Here is a 22,486-nt window from a genome sequence, read left to right as displayed (position 1 = left end):
AAAATCTGCCAACCCGCCAAGAAGACCCCGTGCGCCGCAAGTCCATCACCCGCCCATCCCCGGCCCTGTCGTCCCTGCGCTATCGTCACGCCGGCGGCGACATCGAAATGCCGAGCGAAAGCACGCTGGGCCTGCCCGCGCTGGTCGAGACGATGGCCGCACTCGGGGTCGACGCAGCGGCAGTGCTCGAGGGCACGGGGATCTCGCCGCTGGCCATTACGGACCACAACGCGCGGCTGTCGCAGCGCCAGAAAGTCGCGCTCTTCGACAACGTGGAGCGCCTGTCGCCGGATCCTGCGATCGGCCTGCTGGCCGGGCAGCGGCAGCGGATCTCGGACTTCGGTGTCTTCGGCTATGTGCTGCTGAGCAGTGCGACTCTGGGCGATGCGGTGAGCTTCGGCATCCAGCACGTGCGACTGGCGGGTCCGGTGCTCGAGAAGAGCTTCCACATCGAAGGCGAGCTGGCGATCTTCGAGGGACGCGATGTCCTGGACCTCGGCCGCCTGCTGCCCTTGGCGACCGAGTTCTGGTTCAGCTCGATCCTGACCCTGATGGGCCGGGTGCTCGAGCGGCCGTTCCAGCCGCGGCGCATGCTCTTGCCCTACCCGGCGCCGGCCTGTGCCGACCGCTATCCCGAGATCCTGAATTGCCCGGTGAGCTTCGATGTGAATGCCATGCAGATGCAGTTCGACGCCAGCCTGCTGGGGCTCGCGCTGCCCAATGCCAACCCCATCACGGCCARCCTCTCCGCGGACTTCTGCGGCCGCATGCTCGAAGCCATCGGCGGCGAGAACACTCTGATCAAGTCGATCAAGGAAGCCTGCCTCAACAGTGCGGGTGCCGTGCCCAGGGCGGATGAGATGGCCGAGCGGCTGCACATGTCGAGCCGCACGCTGCATCGCCGACTGGTCGATGCCGGCACCAGTTACCAGGACATCATCGATGGCATCCGCAAGCGCCTGGCCATCGAATTGCTGGCGCGCACGGAGCTGTCGGTGGACGAGATCGCCGAGCGCAGCGGCTTCGCCGACACGTCGAACTTTCGCAAGGCGTTCAAGAAATGGACCGGCCAGACGCCGGCCTACTTTCGAGAGCGTCGAGGCTGAGGCGGGTTGCGCGCACGCACCGCCGGGTTGGGGGTACGCATAGGTGGGCGCCGAGCGGGGCATTCGACGCTCGCGGGTCATTGTCAAGGCGGGAGAGCTCGCGGCCTATCCCGGTACCCACCTAGGCCACGTACGTGTTCCTGCGTGGCCGTCCGGATAGCGCGCCGCATCGCAATCGCGAAAATCCTCAGGGCGGGGTGCGAGCGATCACTGCGATATCAGGTCGTCTGATCTGGCATGGGTACCGCAAGCGGTCCGTCTATCCGGACGTGAAAGGAAAACTTGAAATGAAAGCAGCCCACTACACAGTTCTTGCATTGGCTTCGGCCCTGGCATTCACGGCGCCGGCTATGGCGCAGCCGAGCACGCCTTCAGCCACCCCCAAGGTGCTGGATGTCCGGGACATGATGAAAGAGATCTCGATCTCCGCCTTGGTGACGGCGATTGATCCGAAGAACCGGATCGTGACCCTCAAGGGACCGGAGGGGAACGAGTTCGCGGTGATGGTCGACCCGAGGGTCAAGAACCTGGCCCAGGTCAAGGTTGGCGACATGGTCGATGCCACCTACATCCAGTCGGTGGCGCTCGACTTCCAGAAGGGTGACGGCATCCGCATGGCGTCGTCGACGACGGCCGTCGACCGCGCCCAGGTCGGACAGCTTCCCGGCGCGGGCGCGATGAAGCAGACGACGATGGTGTCGAACATCTGGGCGATCGATCAGGCCAAGGGCACCGTGATGGTGCGGGGTCCATTCGGTCACTTCACCGAAGTGAAGCTGAAGGACCCGGCCATGCTCAATGGCGTCAAGGTCGGCGACCAGATGAAGTTGACCATCACACAGGCTCTCGCCACGTCGGTCGTCAAGAAGTCCTAGCTGCATTCCGGTAGCCAGCTTCATCGGCGAGCGACATGACGGCTTCGTCGGCTGTCTTTTCGCGCGGAGGCTCGCTGCTGCTGTTGCTGGGCACGGCACTGGCGCTTGGCGCTTGCACCACCTACGGTGTGATCGCCAATGTGCCATTGTCTCCAGGCCACGATGGCACCGTCTATTCGTTGGGTGAGTTCGCCAGGAACCCGCGTCGTCATTCCGGCGAGCTGACGCTGGCCGTCGCCTTCTCGGGCGGTGGCACTCGCGCTGCCGCCCTGTCCTACGGGGTCATGCAGGAGCTGCGCGACACCCGCGTCCGAATCGATGGCAAGGAACAGAGCCTGCTGGAGGCGATCAACGTCATCAGCTCGGTGTCCGGAGGCAGTTTCACATCCGCCTACTACGGCCTCTACGGCGATCGCATCTTCATCGACTACGAGGAGCGATTCCTTCGCAACGACGTCGAAGGCGCCCTGCTGCGGGGCCTGCTGGATCCCATGCGCTGGTTCAGCAGCCACGGCCGCACCGAAATGGCGGTTTCCTACTACCAGCAGTCGCTCTTCGGCGATGCAACATTCAGCGATCTGGCAAGGCGCGATGCGCCGCTGATCCTGATCAACAGCTCCGACCTGAGTTCGGGCGGACGGTTTTCGTTTGTCCAGGAGTACTTCGACCTGCTGTGCTCGGACCTGAGCAGTTTCCCGCTGGCGCGCGCCGTCACGGCATCGAGCGCCGTGCCGGTGCTGTTCGGGCCCGTCGTGGCAGAGAACTACAGTGGCTGCGCCAGCGGCATGCCTCCCTGGCTTGCGGCCGCGAAGAAGCGAGACAGCGACGATGCCTACTTGAGCATGGTGGTGCAGGATGACCTCGCCTACCAGAACAAGGTCACGCACAGGTACGCCCAGTTCGTCGACGGCGGGATCACCGACAACCTGGGTCTTCGCGCACTGCTGGACGCCGTCGAACTGGCCGGGGGTGCCGAGAACTACGTCAGTAAGCTCGACATCGCGGCGCCGCGTCACATCGCCATCATCTCGGTCAATGCCGCCGCCGACACGCCCGCGGGCATCGGCGAGAGCAACCGGGCGCCGAGCTTCGAGCAGACTATGAACGCCGTCACCAATGTGCAGTTGCATCGCTACAACGTGGCGACGCTCCAACAGACCCAGCAGAACCTCGAACGCTGGACCCGCGAGCTCTCGACGCCCGAACGGCCCGTGAACTCGTACTTCATTCGGCTCAGCTTCGAGGACGTTCCCGACCTGCCGCTGCGCCGCTTCCTGAACGAGATCCCGACCAGCTTCGTTCTGGACAAGGAGCAAGTGGCGCGCTTGATTGCCACCGGCCGGGAGCTGCTGCGCAACAATCCGGACTATCAGCGCTTGCTGGCCGGACTGCGAGCGCAAGCAGAGACGGCCGTGCCGGCAACCGCCGCGCCCTGACGCGCGTCATCGCGCTGCAAGCTCCAGGTCGTCCTGGCACTTGGGCGTCCTACGGTCCCTCGCGCTTGTAGGTGCCTCGAGGCAGGCACTTGCTGGAGCCGGTGACCACCAGTTTCGTGAACCCGAAGTCCGACTTGATGGTGTAGTCCTTTCCTGCATGGGCGTCGCCCGGCTGGGTGCGGTGGCGGAACTTCTTGTCGGGACATCGACTGGACAGGAACTCGTTGCCCGAACGACCCCCGGCGCGCCAAGTGATCGTGGTGTTGCCGTTCACGTATGCGCCCTCGAAGTCATCGAAGGCCAGGGCGCTCGAACTCCATCCGCTCGCGAGGACTATCGCGGCCAGCAGCGGCGTCTTCAAACTCAACCGATGTCGTGTCATAAGGCGTGTGATGCGCAGGGGCATTTTATGGCGGGCTTCGCCCTTCGTGTCCCCTGTGTCCACCACGTACGTGGATCTAGGTGTGATCTAGGTGGCCGCTGGGATACCGCGGGCCGGCTGCTTTTTCGAGAATCGGCGTATTGCGAACTCAGCGCTGCGAAGGAGATCCCCATGCGCCTGATTTCTTCGGCCCTCGGCGCCGCGACCGTCGTGCTCTCGGGCATGGCACCACCCGTGCTGGCCCAGAACCTGCCCGCCATCCCGCCGCTGCAGACCCAGGGAACTGCGAGCTTCACCTGCGGCGGCATCGGGGAGGCCTCTTCCAAGGCGATGCTCGCCGCCCGGAAGGACTATCCCCTTTCGCTGCTGTTCGCAACCGCCGCAGGTGAATACATGGCTTCGGTCACCGTGACGATCAAGGATGCCAAGGGCGCCAGCGTGCTGACGGTGCCGTCGACCGGGCCCGTCTGCCTGATCAAGCTTCCGGACGGCAGCTACACCGTGGATGCGCAAGCCATGGGCAAGAGCAAATCGCAGAGCGTCGTGGTCGGCGGTGGCCCCAAGGCGATCGACTTCAGCTTCTAGGCGTTCGGTCGAAGAGATCGTCCGATGCAATCCGCTGCTTCAGTTCAACGGTCCCGGCCGGTTTGTTTTCTGGCACTCTACGCGCTGCTGCTGCTCTGCGCATTGGTCAATCCCGATCCGCTTCCATCCTGGAACGAAGGCAGCGTGAAGCAGTCGATCATCGGCTTCGTCGGCAAGGTCACAACGCCGGGCTCGCCGGACTTCGTGCCGCCACCCGAGCGCATCGCGACCTTCGACAACGACGGCACGCTGTGGGCCGAACAGCCGCTGTACTCGCAGGTCTTCTTCAACCTGGACCGGGTGAAGATGCTTGCGCCACAGCATCCCGAGTGGAAGACGACCGAGCCCTTCGCTTCAGTGCTGAAGGGCGATGTCAAGGAAGCGATGGCGGGCGGCGAGAAATCCATCCTCGCGCTGGTGGCGGCCACCAGCACCGGCATGTCGACGGCCGAGTTCGACGCACTGGTGCGCGACTGGCTCGCCACGGCGAAGCATCCGAGGTTCGACCAGCCCTACACCTCGATGGTGTACCAGCCGATGATCGAACTGATGAGCTACCTGCGCGCGAACGGCTTCAAGACCTTCATTGTCTCGGGTGGCGGCATGGCCTTCATGCGGCCATGGACGGACAAGGTGTATGGCGTGCCGCCGGAGCAGGTGGTGGGCAGCAGCGGGAAGACTCGCTACGAGGAACGCAACGGCCAGCCCGTGATCATGCGGCTGCCCGAACTGGGGTTCATCGACGACGGACCCGGCAAGCCCGTGGGCATCGATATGCACATCGGTCGCCGGCCGGTCTTCGCCTTCGGCAACTCCGACGGCGACTTGCAGATGCTCCAGTGGACGGGCGCCGGCACGGGCGCGCGCTTCATGGGCATCGTTCACCACACCGACGCGGTGCGTGAGTGGGTGTACGACAGCAATTCCGGCGTCGGCAAGCTGAGCGCCTCGACGCTCGATCTGGCCCGAGCCAAGGGCTGGACCGTCGTCGACATGAAGCGGGATTGGGCGGTGGTGTTTCCGTTCCAGTCTCCGGCAGGCGGCGAATCGCTGATCTAGCGGGAGGGAAGCTCGAGATTCATTCGCAGCAGCTCGGTGATTGAGTGGACCTGCAGCTTCTCGAGCAGCCGGCTGCGATGCTGCTCGACGGTGCGATGGCTGATCGCGAGCTCCTTGGCGATGACCTTGTTCGGCAAGCCCTTGAGCGCCAGCGACATCACCTCGCGCTCGCGCTCGGTCAGGGCGGCAATCCGCCTGGCCAGGTCCGGATGGGCGTCGGCGACAGGCGCCGCCCGCATGCCCGCATCGCGACGCAGGGCTTCGTCGATGGCGTCGAGCAACTCTTGTTCGCGGTAGGGCTTCTGCACGAAGTCGACGGCCCCGTCCTTGACCGCCTTGACCGCCATCGCGATGTCGCCATGGCCGCTGATGAAGACGATCGGGATTCGCGCGCCGATCGCGACCAGCCGCTGCTGCAGCGCGAGTCCGCTCATGCGGGCCATGCGCACATCGACCACCAGGCAGCCCGGCCGCGACGGATCGAAGGTTTCGAGGAACTCCAGCCCAGAACCGTAGGCCTCGGCGGCAAGGCCGATCGAGTTCACCAGTTCGCGCACCGAGTCGCGAAAGGCCTCGTCGTCATCGATGATGAATACGGTGGGTTCGATCATGGCCCGAGTCTATTGAAGCCGCGACAGCGTGAAGCTGAACAAGGCCCCGCCGCGGGGATTGTGCGAGGCCCAGAGCTTGCCGCCGTGGGCCTCGATCAGTTTGCGGCAGATCGCGAGTCCGACGCCAAGGCCGCTCGGCTTGGTCGAGTAGAAGGATTCGAACACTCGCTCCAGGTCGCCTTCGGCGATGCCGATGCCGCGGTCGGCGATGTCCACCCGCACCTCGTCGCGCTCGCCGGCCCGGATCGCGATGGCGATCTCCCTTGGACCGTCCGGGGGCGCGAGCTCGATCGCCTCCATCGCATTGCGCAGCAGGTTCAGGACCACTTGCTGGACATGGATTTCGTCGACCACCACCTCGGGCAGAGGGCTTGTCGGCGGCAACTCGATGCGGATGTCGCGAAGATCGCAGTCCATCTTCACCATACTGACGCATTCGCTCACCGCCTGCTCGATGCGGATCGGCTTGGGGTCCAGCTCGTGTCGCTGCGCCATGCTGCGCATGCGCGTCACGACGTCGCCGGCGCGCGTGGACTGGCCGATGACCTTGTCGAGCAGTTCCGTGATCCGCGACATGTCGGGCGTTGCTTCGGTCGCGCGGTGTCGCGCGGCGAGCGCGTAATTCTCGATCGCCCCGAGCGGCTGGGTGATCTCGTGGGCCAGTGCCACCGACATTTCTCCGGCCGTGTGAACCCGCACCAGATGCGCCAGACGCTCGCGCCAGTGCGCTGCCTCGATTTCGGCGGCAAGCCGGCGGCGCTCGGCCGCCTCGCGCGCGTGCAGGCTGCCGAACACCTCTGCGAGCAGCTGGACACCGGGGAGCAAGGCGTCCGGCCATGCATGCTCACGCCGGACCGTCGCGATCGAGAGCGCGCTCGCCGTTTCTCCTGCGACCGGCACCACGAGCAATGAGCGGATACCCAGTGCCTGCAATGTGTTGCGGTCCGGGTTCGCCCAGGATGGAAGCTCTTCGAGACAGGACAGCCGGACCACGTGGCCGGCAGCCACGCGGCTGCTGAGCCACGGCAAGTCGCCCGTTCCGCCCGTCCCCGGCGGCGCGAAGCCTTCCGCATGCCAATGCTGCGTCTGGTCGTAGCGCGCGTTGCCGCCGATCCCCCGCCAGAGGGCGACCCGCTCGGCGTCCACGAAATCGCCGATCTCGCCCAAGCCGCGCGAGATGGCCTCGTTTTGCGCCTCCGGTGTGGCCATCACCAGGGAAGCCAGGATGTTGCTGGCCAGCCGCTCGAAGCCGATCGCGAGCTCGAGTTCTTCCTGGGCGCGCTTGCGGGCGAGGGCGCTGCCGAAAATTTCGGCCAGCAGACGCATCCGGCCGAGCAGCTCGTTGGGCCATTCGCGCTCGACCCGGATGGAGCCGAAGTTGAGGGCGCCGTGCAGATTTCCCGCCACCATGATCGGCATCATGACGTGCGATTTCAGGCCGATCCGACGCCAGCTCTCTTTGTCGACGCCGGCCTCCGGCGGCAGGTCGTCGAGCCGGGAGAACGCGACCGGCCGGTTCGCGATCGCCATCGAAAGAGCCCACGGATTCGAATCGCGCGCGGCGAGGAATGGAGGCACCGGCGCGATGCCGTCGACGGCATAGGAATGCGTGACCTGGGCGCTGCCAGTCAGCGTGAAGACGCGCGTCAGCGTCGACCGGTCGATGTCCAGGGCCTTCACGATGCGTGCTAGGTTTTCCTCGATGGCTCGGTCGATGTCGTGCACGGGCACGGCAATGAAGATGGCCGACAGGTCCGACAGCAGGCGCTCGAAGCGCAGCAGGTCCGGCAGGTCGCGGGCAGGCGCGGCCCGAGCGCTGCCCCGTCCCTCTGAGCGAGACCTCTGGATTGGCGTCGGCAGTGCGCAGGGATGATCTCGCAAGTTAAAGACTTTTTGCGGCATTTCGGTGTTTTCCGGCCTGATCGGGACGCATCGCGTCTGGCCGCATCCGAATCATCGCGACATCGTTCGCGCGCCGTCAATCCGGCTTTCGGGATATGGCGACCGCTGCCGGCAACGGTGACGGACCGGGCCAATCCGCGCCGAGCGCCTGGCATTCGCGGATCGCCAGATCGGCCGCGGGCGACAGGGTGCGGCCCTTCAGCCAGATCGCGTGAACATCGGCGAACAGCGTCGTTGGGGTCGCGAACAAGCGCAGCGGCCGCAAGTCCATGCCCAGGGCGGTCGCCAGACCATGCGGCAGCAAGGCCAGCAGGTCGCCGTCCATGGCCAGCCTGGAGAGCGTGTGCAGATCGTCGCATTCGACCGCCAGCGGAAAGGCTCCGGGATCCGCGAAGCCGAGTGCCTGCGCGACCACCCCCAACAACTCCGGCTTGGTCGAGACCATGCCGATGCCGTAGCGGCGCAGGCTCTCCGGCGTGGCCCCGTCGTCCCGCAGCAAGGGGTGGTCGGCTCGGCAGTACAGCGCCCCGGTGATCTTCATGAGCGGCACCATGTCCAGTTGGGCATCGCGAACGAGCAGCCGCGGATCGGCAACGAAGAAGTCGATCACCTCGGCCAGCAGCAGGGCGAGCAGGCTCTCGACGTTCCCGCTGCGCACGCGCGCGATCACCCGCGGGGCCTTGCGGCGCAGCTCGGCCAGCAGCCGCGGCACCAGGACAGCGGCCGGTATGGGCCCCACGCCGATGCAGAGTTCGCCCAGTTCGCCCTGACGCAACAACTCAGCGTCGCGTTCCAGGCATCGACTGTCGAAGACCAGACGTCGCGCGCGCTCGACGAGCGTTCGCCCGGCGGGGGTCAGCTTCGCACCCTGAGGACCCCGTTCGAACAGCTTCAGGCCGAAGTGCTCCTCGATGGACTGGATGCTGCGGCTGAAGGCCGGCTGGCTGAGATGAACCTTGTCGGCCGCCGAGACGAAGCGCCCCTCTTCGGCGAGCGCGATCAGGTGACTGAGTTGTCGCAGGTTCACTATGCGCTCCACGCAATCAATGCTTCCTGATTATGCATTGGACCGATGTGTCTCCTTTCGGCATTCTTCGGGTCCACGGACCGGCCCCGCATCGCGCATTGACGACGCGGCGACCCCTCGCGCCGGCCCAAACAAAGAGAGACAACATGGAATTCGACTACGTGGTGGTGGGGGCCGGATCGGCCGGATGTGTGATCGCTTCGCGCTTGAGCGAGGATCCGGGCGTTTCGGTCGCCTTGCTGGAAACAGGCGGGCCGGACAAGAGCGTCCTGATCCATGCGCCGGCCGGTGTGATTGCAATGGTGCCCACGCGCATCAACAACTACGCCTACCAGACCGTGCCGCAGACGGGCCTGGGCGGCCGTCGCGGCTATCAGCCGCGCGGCAAGACGCTGGGTGGCAGCAGCTCGATCAATGCCATGCTCTACGTGCGCGGGCATCGCCACGACTATGACCACTGGGCGGGCCTCGGCAATGCGGGCTGGGCCTACGACGACGTGCTGCCCCTGTTCCGCAAGGCCGAGCACAACGAGCAGTTCGGCGGCAGCCCCTGGCATGGGCAGGGGGGCCCGTTGAACGTGGCGGCGCTGCAGTGCCCGAGTCCGATCAACAAGGCCTTCCTCGAGGCCGCGGCACTGCAGGGCTTGCCGACGATCGCCGACTACAACGTCCCGGAGCCCTTCGGTGCATTCCCCTACCAGGTGACCCAGCGCAATGGGGAGCGCTGCAGCGCTGCGAAGGCCTATCTGACCCCGCACCTCGCGCGGCCCAACCTGCAGGTTGTGACGGGTGCCGTGAGCTCGCGCATCGTGCTCGAGTCGGGCCGGGCCGTGGGCGTCGAGTACGTGCACGACGGCGCGACGCGGCAGGTGAAGGCGCGGCGCGAAGTGATCGTCAGCGCCGGCGCATTCGGATCGCCGCAACTGTTGATGCTGTCGGGTATCGGCCCTGGCGCTCACCTGCAGCAGCTGGGGATTCCGGTGCTGCGCGATCTGCCCGGCGTCGGGCGCAACCTGCAAGACCATATCGACTACGTGCAGACCTGGCGCACGGCCAGCGACAGTCGCACCTTCGGCGTGTCGCTGCGCGGCGGTCTTCAGCTCGGCGCCGCGATGCTCGAATGGCGGCGCAAGCGCACCGGCCGCATCACGAGCTCGATCGCGGAGTCGGGTGCATTCCTGCGCTCCTCTCCCGAGGTCGAGGTTCCCGACCTGCAATTGGTGTTCGTGATGGGCATCGTCGACGACCATGCGCGCAAGCAGCACTTGGGACATGGCATCTCGTGCCACGTCGACGTCCTGCGGCCGCACAGCCGGGGCAGCGTCGAGCTGGCGAGCCTCGATCCGCGGCAGGCGCCGCGCATCGACCCGCGCTTTCTCGAGGATGAGCGCGACCTGGCGCTGCTGGTCAAGGGCGCGCAGGCACAGCAGCGCATTGTCGAATCGGCCCCCTTTGACGGCATCCGCGGGGCGATGCTGTACCCCGTCGCCGCCAACGACACGAAGGCGCTGATCGCCGATATCCGGGCCCGCGCCGACACCCAGTACCACCCGGTGGGCACCTGCCGGATGGGTTCGGACGCGCAGGCCGTGGTCGACGCCCGGCTGCGCGTGCAGGGCATCGCCGGCCTGCGCGTCGCCGACGCCTCGATCATGCCGACGATCGTCGGCGGCAATACCAATGCGCCGACCATCATGATCGGCGAGAAGGCTGCCGAGATGATCCGCGCCGATGCCGCGAACGCGCATCCGCACTGACAGACAGCACAGACACAAGACAACCGGAGACTCTCTCATGAAGCCATTTCTGAAGGCGCCGCTCGCGGCGGCGCTCATCCTCGCCCTGGGCGCCTGYGGCCAACGCAACGCCGCTCCCGTGGGCGGTGCCACGGCCCCGACCGTCGCGGCCAACGCGGTGTTCGAAGAAATCCTGCCGCTCGGCGATCGACAGGCGTTCGAAGACGCTCAGCGCGGCCTGATCGCGCGCCCCGAAGGCAAGATCGTGGCCGCCGATGGCCGGGTGCTGATCGACTTCGATGCCTTCAAGTTCGTCGATGGGGCCGCGCCGCCGACCGTCAACCCCAGCCTCTGGCGCCATGCCCAGCTGAACGCGCAGATCGGGCTGTTCAAGGTGACCAACGGTCTCTACCAGCTGCGCGGCTTCGACATGGGCAACATGACGCTGGTCGAAGGCAAGACCGGATGGATCGTCATCGACGCGCTGACCGCCAAGGAGACCGCCGCCGCGGCGCTGGCCTTCGCGCGCAAGCATCTGGGCGACAAGCCGGTCAGCGCGGTGGTCTTCTCGCACAGCCACATTGACCACTTCGGCGGTGCGTTGGGCGTGATCTCGCCCGAGGAAGCGGCGGCTCGCAAGGTGCCGGTCGTCGCCTCGGCGGGATTCATGGAGGAGGCGACCAGCGAGAACGTGATGGTCGGCACCGCCATGGGCCGGCGCTCGTTCTACCAGTTCGGCAAGGAACTCGAACGCTCGCCCAAGGGGCTGGTCGACACCGGCCTCGGCAAGGCGGTGGGCTATGGCAGCTTCGGCATCCTGCCGCCGACTGTCCTGGTCACGCAGCCGACCGAGGAGATGACGCTCGACGGCGTGCGCTTCGTCTTCCACAACGTGCCGGGTGCCGAGGCGCCGGCGGAGATGACCTTCTCGATTCCCGCGCTGAAGGCCTATGGCGGCGCGGAGAACCTGGCGCAGACCATGCACAACCTGCTGCCGGTGCGCGGCGCCAAGGTCCGCGATGCGCTGAAATGGGCCGACTACATGCAGCAGGCGCTCGACCAGCTCGACGGCGCCGAAGTCTATTTCGGCCAGCACAATTGGCCGATCTGGGGCAACCAGCGCATCTTCGACTTCATCATCAAGCATCGCGACGTCTACAAGTACACGCACGACCAGACGGTGCGCCTGATCAATGCCGGCCTGACGCCGCGGGAGATCGCCGATAAGATCAAGCTGCCGAAATCGCTGCAGACGCACTTCGGCGCCCGTGGCTACTACGGCGACCTGCGCCACAATGTGAAGGCGGTGTACCAGTTCTACCTCGGCGCCTATGACGGCAACCCGGCGAACCTCGATCCGCTGCCGCCGCAGGAGTCGGCCAAGCGCTACGTGGCGCTGGCCGGCGGCGCCGAGCGCGCCATGCAGGCGGCGCAGGCAGCCTTCGACAAGGGCGACTACCGGTGGGCGGCCGAATTGCTCAACCACGTGGTGTTCGCCGACAGCGGCGACAAGGCTGCCCGCGAGCTGCTCGCGCGCACCTACGAACAGCTCGGCTACGTGGCCGAGGCTTCCACCTGGCGCAACAGCTACCTGAGCGCAGCGGCGGAGCTGCGCCAGGGGCCGCCGAAGCAGGGGGTCGATCGCTCGGGCTTTATCGACATGCTGACGCAGACCCCGGTCGAGCGCTTCCTCGAGGCCATGGCGGCCGGCCTGGACGGCCCCGCCGCTGAGGGCAAGGATACCAAGATCAACCTGGTCTTCAGCGACACCGGCGAGAGCTTCCAGCTCTGGCTGGAGAACGCGGTGCTGCACCACCGCAAGACAGCGCCGGCCGCCGACGCCAACGCGACGCTGACGCTGACCAAGCCGATCTTCGTCAAGATGATGGCCGGCACCGCGGGCGTGAAGGACATGCTGCTGTCCGACCAGCTTTCGGTCGACGGCAGCAAGATCGACCTCGTGCGCTTCCTGTCGCTGATCGACAAGGCACCGGGCACCTTCCCGATCGTGACGCGCTGAGCCGCGCCACGTACGTGGCGCTGCGTGGCCGCCGGGATTGCCCCAGGCCATGACGGCTCCCAGAATCCGGGGAGAGCCTGTGGCCCCACACGGCGCCACGGGGCCTCAAGCCATGGATTTCATCGTCGACGCCTTCGTCCGGACCTGGAGCGATATCACGAGCGGCAGCCACGCGCCGCTCGCGTTCCGCTTCGTGGTTCAGCCGCTGATGGCGGCCATCTTCGCGTTCCGTGCCGGCCGGCAGGATGCGCGTGACGGGCGCCCGCTCTACTTCTGGGCCCTGGCGACTGATTCGTCGCAGCGAAGGGCCCTGCTGAAGGAAGGCTGGCGGCATGTGGGAAAGGTGTTCCTGCTGGCGATCGTCATCGATGCGATCTACCAGTTCAGCGTGCTGCGCTGGGTGTATCCCGGCGAGGCCATCATGGTGGCCGTCGTTCTGGCGGTGATTCCGTATCTCGTCGTTCGCAGCCTGATCAACCTGGTGATGCGCTGGAAGCTTCGCAAGTGACGGGCCCCACGTACGTGCTCGTGCGTGGTTACCGGGATACGCGGGCAGATCGGTCGGACATAGCATCCCCCGGGCGCACGGTGCTGCGATCACCGCAGCGGCAGCGGTGGCGTATGCATGTCCAGGCTGACCTCGAGGTGACCTGGCACCTCAACCATGTCGAGGAACAACCATGACGAGCAAGCCCAACATCCTGATTCTCTGGGGCGACGATGTCGGTTGGTGGAACATCAGCTACAACAGCCGTGGGCAGATGGGCTACCGGACACCGAACATCGATCGCGTCGCGAACGAGGGCGTCGCCTTCACCGACTACTACGCGCAGCAAAGCTGCACGGCGGGCCGGGCGGCATTCATCACGGGACAGAACCCGATCCGCACCGGGCTGACCAAGGTCGGCATGCCCGGGGCGTCGGTCGGACTGCATGCCGAAGACCCGACCATCGCGGAGCTCCTGAAGCCGCATGGCTACACCACCGGCCAGTTCGGCAAGAACCATCTGGGCGACAAGGACGAGTACCTGCCCACGGTGCATGGCTTCGACGAATTCTGCGGCAACCTCTATCACCTCAATGCGGAAGAAGAGCCCGAGGATCCCGACTACCCGAAGGACCCGGCGTTCAAGAAGCGCTTCGGACCGCGTGGCGTGCTGCGCTGCCGGGCGGACGGCAAGGGCGGCCAGACCATCGAGAACACCGGCCCGCTGACGAAGAAGCGGATGGAGACGATCGACGACGAGACGACCGAGGTCGCGCTCGACTTCATCGACAGATGCCATGCCGACCAGAAGCCCTTCTTCCTCTGGTACAACACGACGGCCATGCATTTCCGCACCCATTGCGCCGAGAAGCATAAGGGCAAGAGCGGGCAGGGCGACTACAACGACGTGATGGTCGCGCACGACGAGCACATCGGGCAGATGCTCGACAAGCTCGACCAGCTGGGCATCGCCGACAACACGATCGTGATGTACTCGACCGACAACGGCCCGCACTACAACAGCTGGCCCGACGCCGGCATCACGCCCTTCCGGGCCGAGAAGAACACCAACTGGGAAGGCGGCTGGCGCGTGCCGTGCTTCGTCCGCTGGCCCGGCAAGTTCAAGCCCGGCACCGTCATCAACGGCGTGGTGTCGCACCAGGACTGGCTGCCGACGCTGCTCGCGGCGGCCGGCGAAGCGGACGTCAAGGAGAAGCTCCTGAACGGCAGCAAGGTCGGCGAGAAGAGCTTCAAGGTGCACATCGACGGCTACAACATGCTGCCCTACCTGAGCGGCGAGACGCAGACGAGCCCGAGGGAGACCTTCTTCTACATCAGTGACGACGGCGAGATCATGGCGATCCGCATGCATGACTGGAAGGTCGTGCTGATGGAGCAGCGCGCCAAGACGCTGCAGTGCTGGTTCGAGCCCTTCGTCAAGTACCGGGCGCCCAAGATATTCAACCTGCGGCGCGATCCCTTCGAGCGGGCCGACGAGAACTCCAACACCTACTGGGACTGGGTGATCTCGCATGCCTACATCGTCTATGCGATGCAAGGCACGGTGGCGCAGCAGATCAATGCCTTCGTGAAGTTCCCGCCACGGCAGAAGCCCGCCGCCTTCAACCTCGATGAAGTGCTGCGCAAGCTCCAGGAGTCGAGCATCGCGGCCCATTGAGTGCGGATCGCCCCGGGGCGCGCATCTGCGCGCGCCCGGCCGGGGCGGCCGGGGGCCGGACGCCAACTTCGGGAGCGTGTCTTGAGCACCACGACCATCAAGCTGACCGTCAATGGCCAGGCCAGGGATCTAAAGACCGAGGATCCGACGATGCCCCTGCTCTATGCGCTGCGCAATCAGCTGGGTCTGCACGGCCTTCATTTCCGGCTGCCGGTCTCGGCCGTGGCCGGCGCCCGGATCGTGATCCTCGAAGGACTCGGAACACCCGACAAGCCGCATCCCCTGCAACAGGCCTTCATCGACGAACAGGCCGCGCAATGCGGCTACTGCATCAATGGAATGATCATGCAGGCGGCGGCTTTCCTCGCGAGCAACCGGCACCCGACCGAAGCCCAGGTGAGACAGGCGCTGGCGGCCAACCTGTGCAAATGCGGGACGCACGTGCGCATCCTGCGCGACGTGATGCGGGCCGTCGAAAAGATGGCCTGAGCGTTCGAATGGCCTGCCCCGCCCCGCTCTCCCGTCGCGCACTTCTGCAGGGCAGCGGTGCGCTGGTGGTGAGCTTCGTCTTCGCGCCGCGGCCCGGCATCGCGTTCGCGCAACGGGCAGGCACGCCGGCGTCGGGCAAGAGCGTCGATGCGGGCAAGGTCGGCGGCTTCCTCGCGATCGACAGCCAGGGAAGAGTCACGCTCTACAGCGGCAAGGTGGAGCTCGGAACCGGCGTGCTCACGGCCCTCACCCAGATCGTCGCCGAGGAACTCGATGTCCCGCTGGATCGGGTCGCGACGATCCAGGGTGACACCCTACTCACGCCCGACCAGCATCCGACCGACTCGAGCCTTTCGATCCAGGCCGGCGGCATGCAGATCCGCAAGGCGGCGGCGACGGCGCGCGAGGCTCTGCTGGACCAGGCCGCGACCCGGTTGGGCATCGCCAGCGACCAACTGGTTGTGCAGTAGGGCACCGTGGCGCCGCGGGCGGGCGGCGCGGGCGTCAGCTATGCGGCGCTGCTGCAGGGCCGCAGCCTGTCGATGAAGCTCGACCCTGCGTTGCGCACGAAGGATCCGAAGGACTATCGGATCGTCGGCACGCCCGTTCGCCGTCTCGATATTCCCGCCAAGATCTTCGGCACTTTTGAATTCGTGCACGACGTCCGGGTGCCGGACATGGTGCACGCGCGCATGTGCATCCCGCGGCCATGGGCGCCAGGCTCGAATCATGGGACGACACGCCGTGCCGCGACATCCCGGGCTACTTGGCCGTCGTGCGCCAGGGCGACTTCCTCGCCGTGGTGGCGAGCGACGAATGGGCGGCCGTTCGAGCATCGCGCGCGCTGGTGGCGAAGTGGAGCGCCGGCCAGGGTCTGCCCGACGACGCCCGCCTGGTGGCCTACATGCGCGGCGCCAAGGTCGATCGCAGCGAGCCGCTGCAACGCACGGCCGGCCCGGCCGCCCCGCTGGCCGGCGCCGGCCGGCAGCTGCGCGCGAGTTACGACTTCCCGTTGAACGGCTCGATCGGTCCTTCGTGCGCGGTCGCCGATTTCAAGGAGGGCGCGCTCACGGTCTGGACCCCGTCGCTATCAGCGCCCTCGCGGCCTACTATTCGGGCCTGGGCGCCTCGGGTGATCGATGATTCCTTGGTGTGGGAGCCGGCCGATCGGGCGCGGCCCGCATGACAGGCGCGAACCGTTGTACCAGCAGCGGGCCGAGCACGAAAGTGACCAGAACCATGAGCAGCACACCGTTGAACGTGCGCGCGTCGAGCAGTGGCTGCCCCACGGCGTTGAAAGTCTTGGTCGCCACCAGGGCGGCCGCGAGCGTCGCGGCGACCTGCGTTAGGGTCAGCGAGCGGAAGATCTTCTGTCGGAACAGGTCCAGGTCGATTTCCCAGCTGGCGAAGAACATCAGCAGCAGCATGCCGAGGTCGGAGAAGAATGCGGCGACCGGATGGTCGGGCGGGAAGACAACGAGCATGTGCGGACCAAGCAGCACGCCGCTAAGCAGCAAGCCGACGACGCTCGGGATGCGAAGGGCTCGCGAGATCCGGGGAACGGCGATGATCAGCGCCATCATGATGGCGAAGCGGGCGAGCGCGGGGAGGAGAGCGATGGCTCTGTGAGCGAGATCGATGAACGACATGACACCGGTGGGAAGCGCGGCCATCCAGGCGACGCTATTGGAGCGTGGAATCGCCGCCGGGCTTCCTGTCCGGCCACGTACGTGCTCGCGCGGCGCCGGCACGTACGTGGATTGAGTGGCCGCCGGGATTGACCCTTTCGGGTCGACAGATCGACGATCGCATCATCGAGGAGGCCTCTGGGGCCATCGCGATTTCGCGCTTCGGCAGGAGGCCATCATGCAAGCTGGGGTTTGGACGGCACGGGTTGCGGCGACAGTCCTGTGGGCCCCGCTTGCCGGCTGCGCGACCGATCCCGCGCGGCTGCAGATAGGCTCGACGCGCGCCCAGGCCTTGCAGCAACTGGGCAAGCCGAGCGCCACTTACCCGTTGCCGGACGGCGGCGAGCGACTGCAGTACTCGCGCGAGCCTGCGGGCTACCAGGTCGACAACGTCGACCTCGACGCCGCCGGCCGGGTCGTCGCCGTGCGCTCGATGCTGAACTATCCGCTCTACAACAACCCGATCCAGATCGGCAAATGGGCCAAGGCCGATGTGCTGCGCGCCTATGGCAAGCCGTATCAGGTCACGCATGAGTCTTCGTTCGATGGCGTTGTCTGGAGTTGGCAATACATGGACAACTACATGCCGCGCCTGTTCTATGTCTACTTCAATCCCGCCGGCGTGGTGACGCGCTTCGACACCGGCGAGAACTCCGCGATCGAGCTGGGGGCAAGTAGGCGAGTCGCCTGCTGCACGTATACACCGGGGGCGAGCTCGCAGGCCATCATAGCTTTCCGTCAACAATCTTTCGAGGTGAACCACCATGAATCAACGATTCGACGCATTGAAGTACCTGGCTGCCGCGGTCTCGTTCACACTGTTCGCCGGCTGCGCCACCAACACCGCGCTCAGCAACGACAACCTGGCCATCGCCGCCGGCTTCAAGGTCATCACGCCGACGAAGCCGGACCAGCAGGCCATGCTGGCGAAGCTTCCCAAGGACAAGGTTTCGCCCGTCACCTACCAGGGCACCACCTACTACGTCCTGCCGGACTCGATGAACAATCTGGCCTACGTTGGCGGGCTGCCTCAATACCAGGACTATCAGCGGCTGCGCGTTGCCAAGCAACTCAGCAACAACAACCTCGAGGCGGCCCAGATGAACGAGATGAATGCCATGGACTGGGGCGGCTGGGGTGGCTGGGGCGGGCCCGCCTTCATCGGATTTCGCCGCTAGCCAAGGGCGCGCCGCGGTCGGGCGTTGGGTGGATACGTACGTGGTGCTGCGTGGTCGCCGGGATGGTTGCATCGACTGGATGGCCTCACCATTGGTGACCGGATTTTGCGCAAGCGGTCACTGCTGAGATCCGCCACTTTCAATGCCTCGGGAGACGCCGAAGCCATGTCCACCACCGTCTACGTCGTCGGCTTCAAGGAGGGTGAGCGCGCGTGGATCGAATCGGCGCTCGGACGGATCACCGACTCGGTGGTATTCGTGGACGACAGCGAAGCCTTTCTTGCCGATCCGCCCAGTGGTCCAGGTCAGTGTCTGATCGCGTCGGCCGATGTCGACGAGGCCGCAACGCTCAGGCTGGTGCGTGCGTTGAGGCACCGGGGCGTGGCACTGCCCGTGATCGTCCTGGGTCCGCACTCCGCGTTTCGCACTGCCGTCGACATCGCGCGACTGGAAGCGACGGATTTTCTGGAGCGGCCGGTCAGCGTGCGCGAACTGCGTGCTGMGGTGCGCCGCGTGCGCGCGGATCCGCTATGACTCCGCAGGCGCCTGCTCGTCGGCCAGACGCGCGCTACGGCGCGGCCGTGCACTTMATCGGCGTGCTCAAAGCAGCCGGAGGGTGATTCCCGCAAAGATGCCCAGGCCCGTTGCCGACATGATCAACGCCATGACGAACGAGGGCTGCAGCAGGCGAAAGCTCTTGTCCCGTCGCAGCGCCTTGAGCCGAAGCCAGTACTCCATGGTGCCCATCACCATGGCCATGGTGCCCARGCCCGTCAGGAAGAGRCCCATGTTGCGCGGTGACTGGCTTGCCGCCCCCATTCCCCCTTGTTGCTGCATTKCCTCGAGCACCTTGTAGATGGTGAATCCGAAACTGATCATGGAAAGTGCAGTCCTCACCCAGGCCATCAAGGATCGATCGGCGGCCATGAGGGTGCGCTCGATGGCCAGGTCGGTGTTCAGTTGGGCCGAYTCGCTSGATGGCGTTGSATGSGGCTCGGACTGATTGGGGCCCGAGTTCGGCGGCAATGAAGTTGGGAGTGCTGGCATATCGTTTCCATGCGTGGTTGCGTCGGTGCATCGAAGGCATTGTGCGGACGCCGAAGTCCGAATGCCAGTGCAGTGTCCGCCTGAGTGCCACGTACGGATCGCTGAAGCGTGCACGGCGCGGAACCCGGCGTCTCGCCGCAGGATCGAAGAAGACCGTGCCCCTCAAGGGAGCCGCCATGTCCCGACGCTCGCTTCCCACACTCGCGGCGATCGCCGTCGCCGTCTCCGCCAGTGTATCGGCGGCGGCTTTCGCAGCCGCACTGTCGGTCGTTTTCGTCGATCCGGACAAGTTCACCGATGCCGCGTATTCGCATCGCCATGGCACCGGGCAGGAGCGCGCCGAAGTCATGCGCGACATCGAGCGGCACCTGCGGCAGTTGGTCGAGGGCGGCCTGGCGGCCGACGACGCGCTGCGCGTCGAGGTGCTGGACATCGATCTGGCCGGGTGGTTCGAGCCGTTTCGCTTCCGCACCGGCACCGATGTGCGTGTCCTGCGTGACATCACCTGGCCACGCATCGAACTGCACTACACGCTGACGCGCGGCGACCGGGTGATCGCGAGCGCCGAAGAGCAAGTCCTCGATCTGAACTACCTCATGACGGTGAATCGCTACGGATCCAGTGACCGATTGCGTTACGAGAAGGCCATGCTGGACGACTGGTTCAGCCGGCACATCGTTGCCCAGGCTCGGCTGGACCGGACCTCGCCCGAGCCAGCGCCGAGCGAATGACCGGACCTTCGCCGGGCCGTCCCAGCGATGAGGAGGCGATAGGCGTCGCAACGCCACAACACATGCCGCGTGTTTCGATCGGGTCGATCCCTGCCCTTTGAAAGGCGCATGCGCACGGCCGCTCCCATCGCGCATGCGAACCTTTGAGTTGGTGACCACACACTTCTAGGCGACGCAGCATGTACATGGCCTCCAGTCCGGCCTTCAATGCTGACGGCTGCCGGCTGGATCTGACCGGCCCCGCTCCTCCGGTCAGTCGAACTCGCCCTTCAGGATGTGACTTTTGTTACTAAAGCATTCACTTATCTCAACGATGTAACCGGTTGTGTGCATTTCTTCCTCTGAAATTGAGTACCTAAGACCTAAATTCGAAAGTACTCATTTCCCGCTTCGGCGGCGCTAACAAATCCGAGGAGAAACCATGAATCGCGTCTTCAGAGTCGTCTGGAATGCATCTAAAGGCCAGTGGGTCGTAGCTTCTGAACTGGTAACCGCTATCGGCAAGTCCACGCCAACGGCCATTTCCAAGCCCAGTTCCGACGGCCACGCGCCCCGGTTTGCTCGCGCGAAAGGGCTTCAAGGCTTTGTTGCCCTGGCGCTCCTCGCCGTCGCAGGAGTCGCCTCGGCGGCGAACTGTGGCAACGACAAGGACGTAGGCAACGCTCAGTGCGCACCTGCACCTGCACCTGCACCTGCACCGGCTCCTGCTCCTGCTCCTGCTCCTGCACCTGCACCTGCACCTGCACCTGCACCGGCACCCGCACCCGCACCGGCCCCTGCACCTGCTCCTGCTCCTGCACCTGCACCTGCTCCTGCGCCCGCACCGGCACCTGCACCTGCACCGGCACCTGCACCGGCACCTGCACCGGCACCGGCACCCGCACCCGCACCCGCTCCCGCTCCGGCACCCGCACCGGCACCCGCTCCGGCACCCGCACCTGCGCCGGCACCCGCGCCGGCTCCTGCGCCTGCTCCCGCACCCGCACCCGCACCCGCACCCGCACCTGCGCCTGCGCCTGCTCCCGCACCTGCGCCTGCTCCCGCGCCTGCTCCCGCACCTGCGCCTGCGCCTGCACCTGCACCGGCACCGGCACCGGCACCGGCACCTGCGCCTGCTCCTGCCCCTGTTCCCGCACCCGCACCCGCACCCGCACCGRCTGCACCCGCACCCGCGTCTTCAGTGGCGGCGCCAGACGCGGTCAGCGCAGAGGACCCGAAAAAGAGCGCAGCACCCGTCGCCGCTGATGCAGCGCCGGCTGCACAAACCGAAGCGAGCGCAGCGGCGCTTGCCCCGATCCCACCCGTCTATCAGAAAGAGACGCCGCTCTTCGCTGCCCTTCCAGCGCAAGTGCGTCAGGGCGATCTCGCGATGATCGGCAACCTGCATCGCCGCGCCGGCGATACGGGTCCTGAACGTGGTGCCTGGGCGCGCGCCATCTACACGGATCTAGACATCCGCCAGAACGGCACCGTCGCGCCCTACAGTCAGGGTCACCTGAGCGGGCTCCAGGCCGGCAGCGACCTGCTGGCTACCGACAATTGGCGTATCGGTGTCTACGCCGGTTCGCTGGACGGAAGCGTGGACGTGAGCGGAAATGCGCCCGGCGCCTTCGGCAGGGTCGGCAAGAACGATCTGCAATCGAGCTACTTCGGCGGATATGCGACCTGGATGGATGCCAGCGGCTGGTACGCCGATGCCGTGCTGCAAGCGGGTAGCCATCGCTACACCGTGCAGCCCAACGCCAGCCTGGCGACGTCAGGCAAGGCGCGCAGCGTCTCGGCATCGCTCGAAGCCGGCAAGTCCTTCGCTGTGGCCGAGTCCTGGACCATCGAGCCGCAGGCGCAACTGATCCATCAAAGCACACGATTCGACGACGTGTGGATCGTCGGCGCACGCGTCCAACAGGACGCCGACGGAGGTTGGATCGGCCGCCTCGGCGTGCGCATCAAGGGCGACTTCTTCACCACGGCCGGCCGTCTGCAGCCCTATGCACGCGTCAACGTCTACCGCGCGGGTTCCGGCGCGGACGTGGTGACCTTCGTCGGCCCTGCCACCGCCACGCGCATCTCCAGCGCGACCGGTTACACCTCGACCGAACTGGCGGGCGGCTTTTCGCTGGCGCTGACGCCCGTCACGACGCTCTACGGCGAGATCGGGCGACTGTTCAGCRGCGGCGGCGAAGCCCAGGTGAAGTCTTCGGTGCAAGGCTCGTTGGGCGTGCGGGTGGCCTGGTGATGCAGTCGGGCCGTCGCGGCCACGCCCATCCCGTATGCTGCGGGCCGGGCGTTCGCGGAGAAACAGGGCATGTGATTCCTGGTCGCCGAAGAGATCCCAAGGCACTGACCGGTAACTGGCGCGATGAGCATCTGTTCGTGCTGCGCCAATCGCTCGCAATGTATGACGACATCGCCGGTCATCTGGCCGAATGCGACCGCAAGCTGCAGACGC

The 22,486-nt window shown here is 66.0% G+C and carries 24 protein-coding genes and 1 pseudogene; 18 read left to right on the top strand and 7 right to left on the bottom strand.

Annotation, left to right across the window (positions count from 1 at the left end):
* Nucleotides 1-29 precede the first annotated feature (29 nt).
* The 3 genes from AC1DY5_RS05225 to AC1DY5_RS05215 all read left to right on the top strand — a co-directional run bounded on the left by AC1DY5_RS05225 (nt 30) and on the right by AC1DY5_RS05215 (nt 3,417).
* Nucleotides 30-1,106: an AraC family transcriptional regulator gene (locus AC1DY5_RS05225; protein WP_478109305.1), complete on the top strand. Its 1,077-nt coding sequence runs from the start codon at nt 30-32 to the stop codon at nt 1,104-1,106.
* 134 nt (nt 1,107-1,240) lie between these two features.
* Nucleotides 1,241-1,981, top strand: a complete 741-nt coding sequence (locus AC1DY5_RS05220; RefSeq protein ID WP_478109304.1) for a hypothetical protein — start codon at nt 1,241-1,243, stop codon at nt 1,979-1,981.
* Between the two features lie 35 nt (nt 1,982-2,016).
* The gene (locus tag AC1DY5_RS05215; protein ID WP_478109302.1) at nt 2,017-3,417 is read left to right on the top strand and encodes a patatin-like phospholipase family protein; all 1,401 of its coding nucleotides are present in this window, start codon (nt 2,017-2,019) and stop codon (nt 3,415-3,417) included.
* 49 nt (nt 3,418-3,466) lie between these two features.
* Here the strand turns inward: AC1DY5_RS05215 and AC1DY5_RS05210 are convergent, their stop codons facing one another.
* A complete protein-coding gene (locus AC1DY5_RS05210; RefSeq protein WP_478109300.1) occupies nt 3,467-3,784 on the bottom strand; it encodes a hypothetical protein in 318 nt (105 codons plus the stop codon).
* Between the two features lie 186 nt (nt 3,785-3,970).
* On the opposite strand from AC1DY5_RS05210, the gene AC1DY5_RS05205 reads away from it, so the two are divergent.
* Both AC1DY5_RS05205 and AC1DY5_RS05200 read left to right on the top strand, forming a co-directional pair.
* The gene (locus tag AC1DY5_RS05205) at nt 3,971-4,384 is read left to right on the top strand and encodes a carboxypeptidase regulatory-like domain-containing protein (protein ID WP_478109296.1); all 414 of its coding nucleotides are present in this window, start codon (nt 3,971-3,973) and stop codon (nt 4,382-4,384) included.
* Nucleotides 4,385-4,408: 24 nt separating this feature from the next.
* Nucleotides 4,409-5,443, top strand: coding sequence for an HAD family hydrolase (locus AC1DY5_RS05200; RefSeq protein ID WP_478109293.1), 1,035 nt, complete (start codon nt 4,409-4,411; stop codon nt 5,441-5,443).
* Here the strand turns inward: AC1DY5_RS05200 and AC1DY5_RS05195 are convergent.
* The 3 genes from AC1DY5_RS05195 to AC1DY5_RS05185 form a co-directional block, all read right to left on the bottom strand.
* Nucleotides 5,440-6,054, bottom strand: a complete 615-nt coding sequence (locus AC1DY5_RS05195; RefSeq protein ID WP_478109291.1) for a response regulator transcription factor — start codon at nt 6,052-6,054, stop codon at nt 5,440-5,442. The genes AC1DY5_RS05200 and AC1DY5_RS05195 overlap by 4 nt on opposite strands.
* A 9-nt stretch (nt 6,055-6,063) precedes the next feature.
* Complete coding sequence (locus AC1DY5_RS05190) at nt 6,064-7,935, bottom strand: ATP-binding protein (protein ID WP_478109289.1); 1,872 nt, start codon at nt 7,933-7,935, stop codon at nt 6,064-6,066.
* A 97-nt stretch (nt 7,936-8,032) separates the two neighbouring features.
* On the bottom strand, nt 8,033-8,983 hold the full coding sequence (locus AC1DY5_RS05185) for a LysR family transcriptional regulator (protein WP_478109287.1): 951 nt from the start codon (nt 8,981-8,983) through the stop codon (nt 8,033-8,035).
* Nucleotides 8,984-9,129: 146 nt separating this feature from the next.
* Here AC1DY5_RS05185 and AC1DY5_RS05180 point away from each other — a divergent pair, with 146 nt between their 5' ends.
* The 7 genes from AC1DY5_RS05180 to AC1DY5_RS05150 all read left to right on the top strand — a co-directional run bounded on the left by AC1DY5_RS05180 (nt 9,130) and on the right by AC1DY5_RS05150 (nt 16,579).
* Nucleotides 9,130-10,740, top strand: coding sequence for a GMC family oxidoreductase (locus tag AC1DY5_RS05180; protein ID WP_478109285.1), 1,611 nt, complete (start codon nt 9,130-9,132; stop codon nt 10,738-10,740).
* A gap of 37 nt (nt 10,741-10,777) precedes the next feature.
* Entirely contained in the window at nt 10,778-12,739 is a 1,962-nt protein-coding gene (locus AC1DY5_RS05175; RefSeq protein ID WP_478109283.1) for an alkyl/aryl-sulfatase, read from the top strand.
* A 112-nt stretch (nt 12,740-12,851) separates the two neighbouring features.
* The gene (locus AC1DY5_RS05170; protein ID WP_478109281.1) at nt 12,852-13,247 is read left to right on the top strand and encodes a hypothetical protein; all 396 of its coding nucleotides are present in this window, start codon (nt 12,852-12,854) and stop codon (nt 13,245-13,247) included.
* Nucleotides 13,248-13,419: 172 nt separating this feature from the next.
* Nucleotides 13,420-14,904 carry an arylsulfatase gene (locus tag AC1DY5_RS05165; RefSeq protein WP_478109279.1) on the top strand — a complete coding sequence of 495 codons (1,485 nt, stop codon included), beginning with the start codon at nt 13,420-13,422 and terminating at the stop codon, nt 14,902-14,904.
* Between the two features lie 150 nt (nt 14,905-15,054).
* Nucleotides 15,055-15,393 (top strand): (2Fe-2S)-binding protein, encoded by a 339-nt coding sequence (locus tag AC1DY5_RS05160; protein WP_478109319.1) that lies wholly within the window; start codon nt 15,055-15,057, stop codon nt 15,391-15,393.
* Nucleotides 15,394-15,401: 8 nt separating this feature from the next.
* Nucleotides 15,402-15,863 carry a molybdopterin cofactor-binding domain-containing protein gene (locus tag AC1DY5_RS05155; protein WP_478109277.1) on the top strand — a complete coding sequence of 154 codons (462 nt, stop codon included), beginning with the start codon at nt 15,402-15,404 and terminating at the stop codon, nt 15,861-15,863.
* 239 nt (nt 15,864-16,102) lie between these two features.
* On the top strand, nt 16,103-16,579 hold the full coding sequence (locus AC1DY5_RS05150) for a hypothetical protein (protein WP_478109275.1): 477 nt from the start codon (nt 16,103-16,105) through the stop codon (nt 16,577-16,579).
* Here AC1DY5_RS05150 and AC1DY5_RS05145 read toward each other — a convergent pair.
* The gene (locus tag AC1DY5_RS05145) at nt 16,503-17,066 is read right to left on the bottom strand and encodes a cation:proton antiporter domain-containing protein (RefSeq protein WP_478109274.1); all 564 of its coding nucleotides are present in this window, start codon (nt 17,064-17,066) and stop codon (nt 16,503-16,505) included. The two genes, AC1DY5_RS05150 and AC1DY5_RS05145, sit on opposite strands and share 77 nt — an antisense overlap.
* A 779-nt stretch (nt 17,067-17,845) precedes the next feature.
* Here AC1DY5_RS05145 and AC1DY5_RS05140 point away from each other — a divergent pair.
* On the top strand, nt 17,846-18,259 hold the full coding sequence (locus AC1DY5_RS05140) for a hypothetical protein (RefSeq protein WP_478109272.1): 414 nt from the start codon (nt 17,846-17,848) through the stop codon (nt 18,257-18,259).
* Between the two features lie 165 nt (nt 18,260-18,424).
* Nucleotides 18,425-18,793, top strand: a complete 369-nt coding sequence (locus AC1DY5_RS05135) for a response regulator transcription factor (RefSeq protein ID WP_478109270.1) — start codon at nt 18,425-18,427, stop codon at nt 18,791-18,793.
* Between the two features lie 66 nt (nt 18,794-18,859).
* Here the strand turns inward: AC1DY5_RS05135 and AC1DY5_RS05130 are convergent, their stop codons facing one another.
* A complete protein-coding gene (locus tag AC1DY5_RS05130) occupies nt 18,860-19,186 on the bottom strand; it encodes a YidH family protein (protein ID WP_478109268.1) in 327 nt (108 codons plus the stop codon).
* A gap of 161 nt (nt 19,187-19,347) precedes the next feature.
* Here AC1DY5_RS05130 and AC1DY5_RS05125 point away from each other — a divergent pair, with 161 nt between their 5' ends.
* Together AC1DY5_RS05125 and AC1DY5_RS05120 are read left to right on the top strand one after the other, a co-directional pair.
* Nucleotides 19,348-20,037, top strand: coding sequence for a DUF3016 domain-containing protein (locus tag AC1DY5_RS05125; protein ID WP_478109266.1), 690 nt, complete (start codon nt 19,348-19,350; stop codon nt 20,035-20,037).
* Nucleotides 20,038-20,458: 421 nt separating this feature from the next.
* Nucleotides 20,459-20,509, top strand: a pseudogene (locus tag AC1DY5_RS05120) (ESPR-type extended signal peptide-containing protein); the annotation flags it as partial.
* A gap of 22 nt (nt 20,510-20,531) precedes the next feature.
* On the opposite strand, the gene AC1DY5_RS05115 reads toward AC1DY5_RS05120, so the two are convergent.
* Nucleotides 20,532-21,206 carry a hypothetical protein gene (locus AC1DY5_RS05115; protein WP_478109323.1) on the bottom strand — a complete coding sequence of 225 codons (675 nt, stop codon included), beginning with the start codon at nt 21,204-21,206 and terminating at the stop codon, nt 20,532-20,534.
* Nucleotides 21,207-21,217: 11 nt separating this feature from the next.
* On the opposite strand from AC1DY5_RS05115, the gene AC1DY5_RS05110 reads away from it, so the two are divergent.
* Together AC1DY5_RS05110 and AC1DY5_RS05105 are read left to right on the top strand one after the other, a co-directional pair.
* A complete protein-coding gene (locus tag AC1DY5_RS05110; RefSeq protein ID WP_478109317.1) occupies nt 21,218-22,273 on the top strand; it encodes an autotransporter family protein in 1,056 nt (351 codons plus the stop codon).
* Nucleotides 22,273-22,486 (top strand): hypothetical protein (locus tag AC1DY5_RS05105; RefSeq protein ID WP_478109321.1); only part of this gene is annotated, 214 nt, incomplete at its 3' end. The genes AC1DY5_RS05110 and AC1DY5_RS05105, both read left to right, overlap by 1 nt.

The sequence above is a fragment of the Variovorax sp. P4_D9 genome, from assembly GCF_056401695.1.
The sequence above is the reverse complement of the archived record's forward strand: the minus strand, read 5'-3'. Positions and strand labels throughout refer to the sequence as shown.

Coding starts and splice junctions, on each gene's coding strand:
- AC1DY5_RS05215 (WP_478109302.1), top strand. CDS start 2,017: ATGACGGCTTCGTCGGCTGTCTTTTCGCGCGGAGGCTCGCTGCTGCTG.
- AC1DY5_RS05205 (WP_478109296.1), top strand. CDS start 3,971: ATGCGCCTGATTTCTTCGGCCCTCGGCGCCGCGACCGTCGTGCTCTCG.
- AC1DY5_RS05140 (WP_478109272.1), top strand. CDS start 17,846: ATGAATCAACGATTCGACGCATTGAAGTACCTGGCTGCCGCGGTCTCG.
- AC1DY5_RS05165 (WP_478109279.1), top strand. CDS start 13,420: ATGACGAGCAAGCCCAACATCCTGATTCTCTGGGGCGACGATGTCGGT.
- AC1DY5_RS05160 (WP_478109319.1), top strand. CDS start 15,055: ATGCCCCTGCTCTATGCGCTGCGCAATCAGCTGGGTCTGCACGGCCTT.
- AC1DY5_RS05195 (WP_478109291.1), bottom strand. CDS start 6,054: ATGATCGAACCCACCGTATTCATCATCGATGACGACGAGGCCTTTCGC.
- AC1DY5_RS05145 (WP_478109274.1), bottom strand. CDS start 17,066: ATGGCCGCGCTTCCCACCGGTGTCATGTCGTTCATCGATCTCGCTCAC.
- AC1DY5_RS05180 (WP_478109285.1), top strand. CDS start 9,130: ATGGAATTCGACTACGTGGTGGTGGGGGCCGGATCGGCCGGATGTGTG.
- AC1DY5_RS05170 (WP_478109281.1), top strand. CDS start 12,852: ATGGATTTCATCGTCGACGCCTTCGTCCGGACCTGGAGCGATATCACG.
- AC1DY5_RS05155 (WP_478109277.1), top strand. CDS start 15,402: ATGGCCTGCCCCGCCCCGCTCTCCCGTCGCGCACTTCTGCAGGGCAGC.
- AC1DY5_RS05200 (WP_478109293.1), top strand. CDS start 4,409: ATGCAATCCGCTGCTTCAGTTCAACGGTCCCGGCCGGTTTGTTTTCTG.
- AC1DY5_RS05150 (WP_478109275.1), top strand. CDS start 16,103: ATGGGCGCCAGGCTCGAATCATGGGACGACACGCCGTGCCGCGACATC.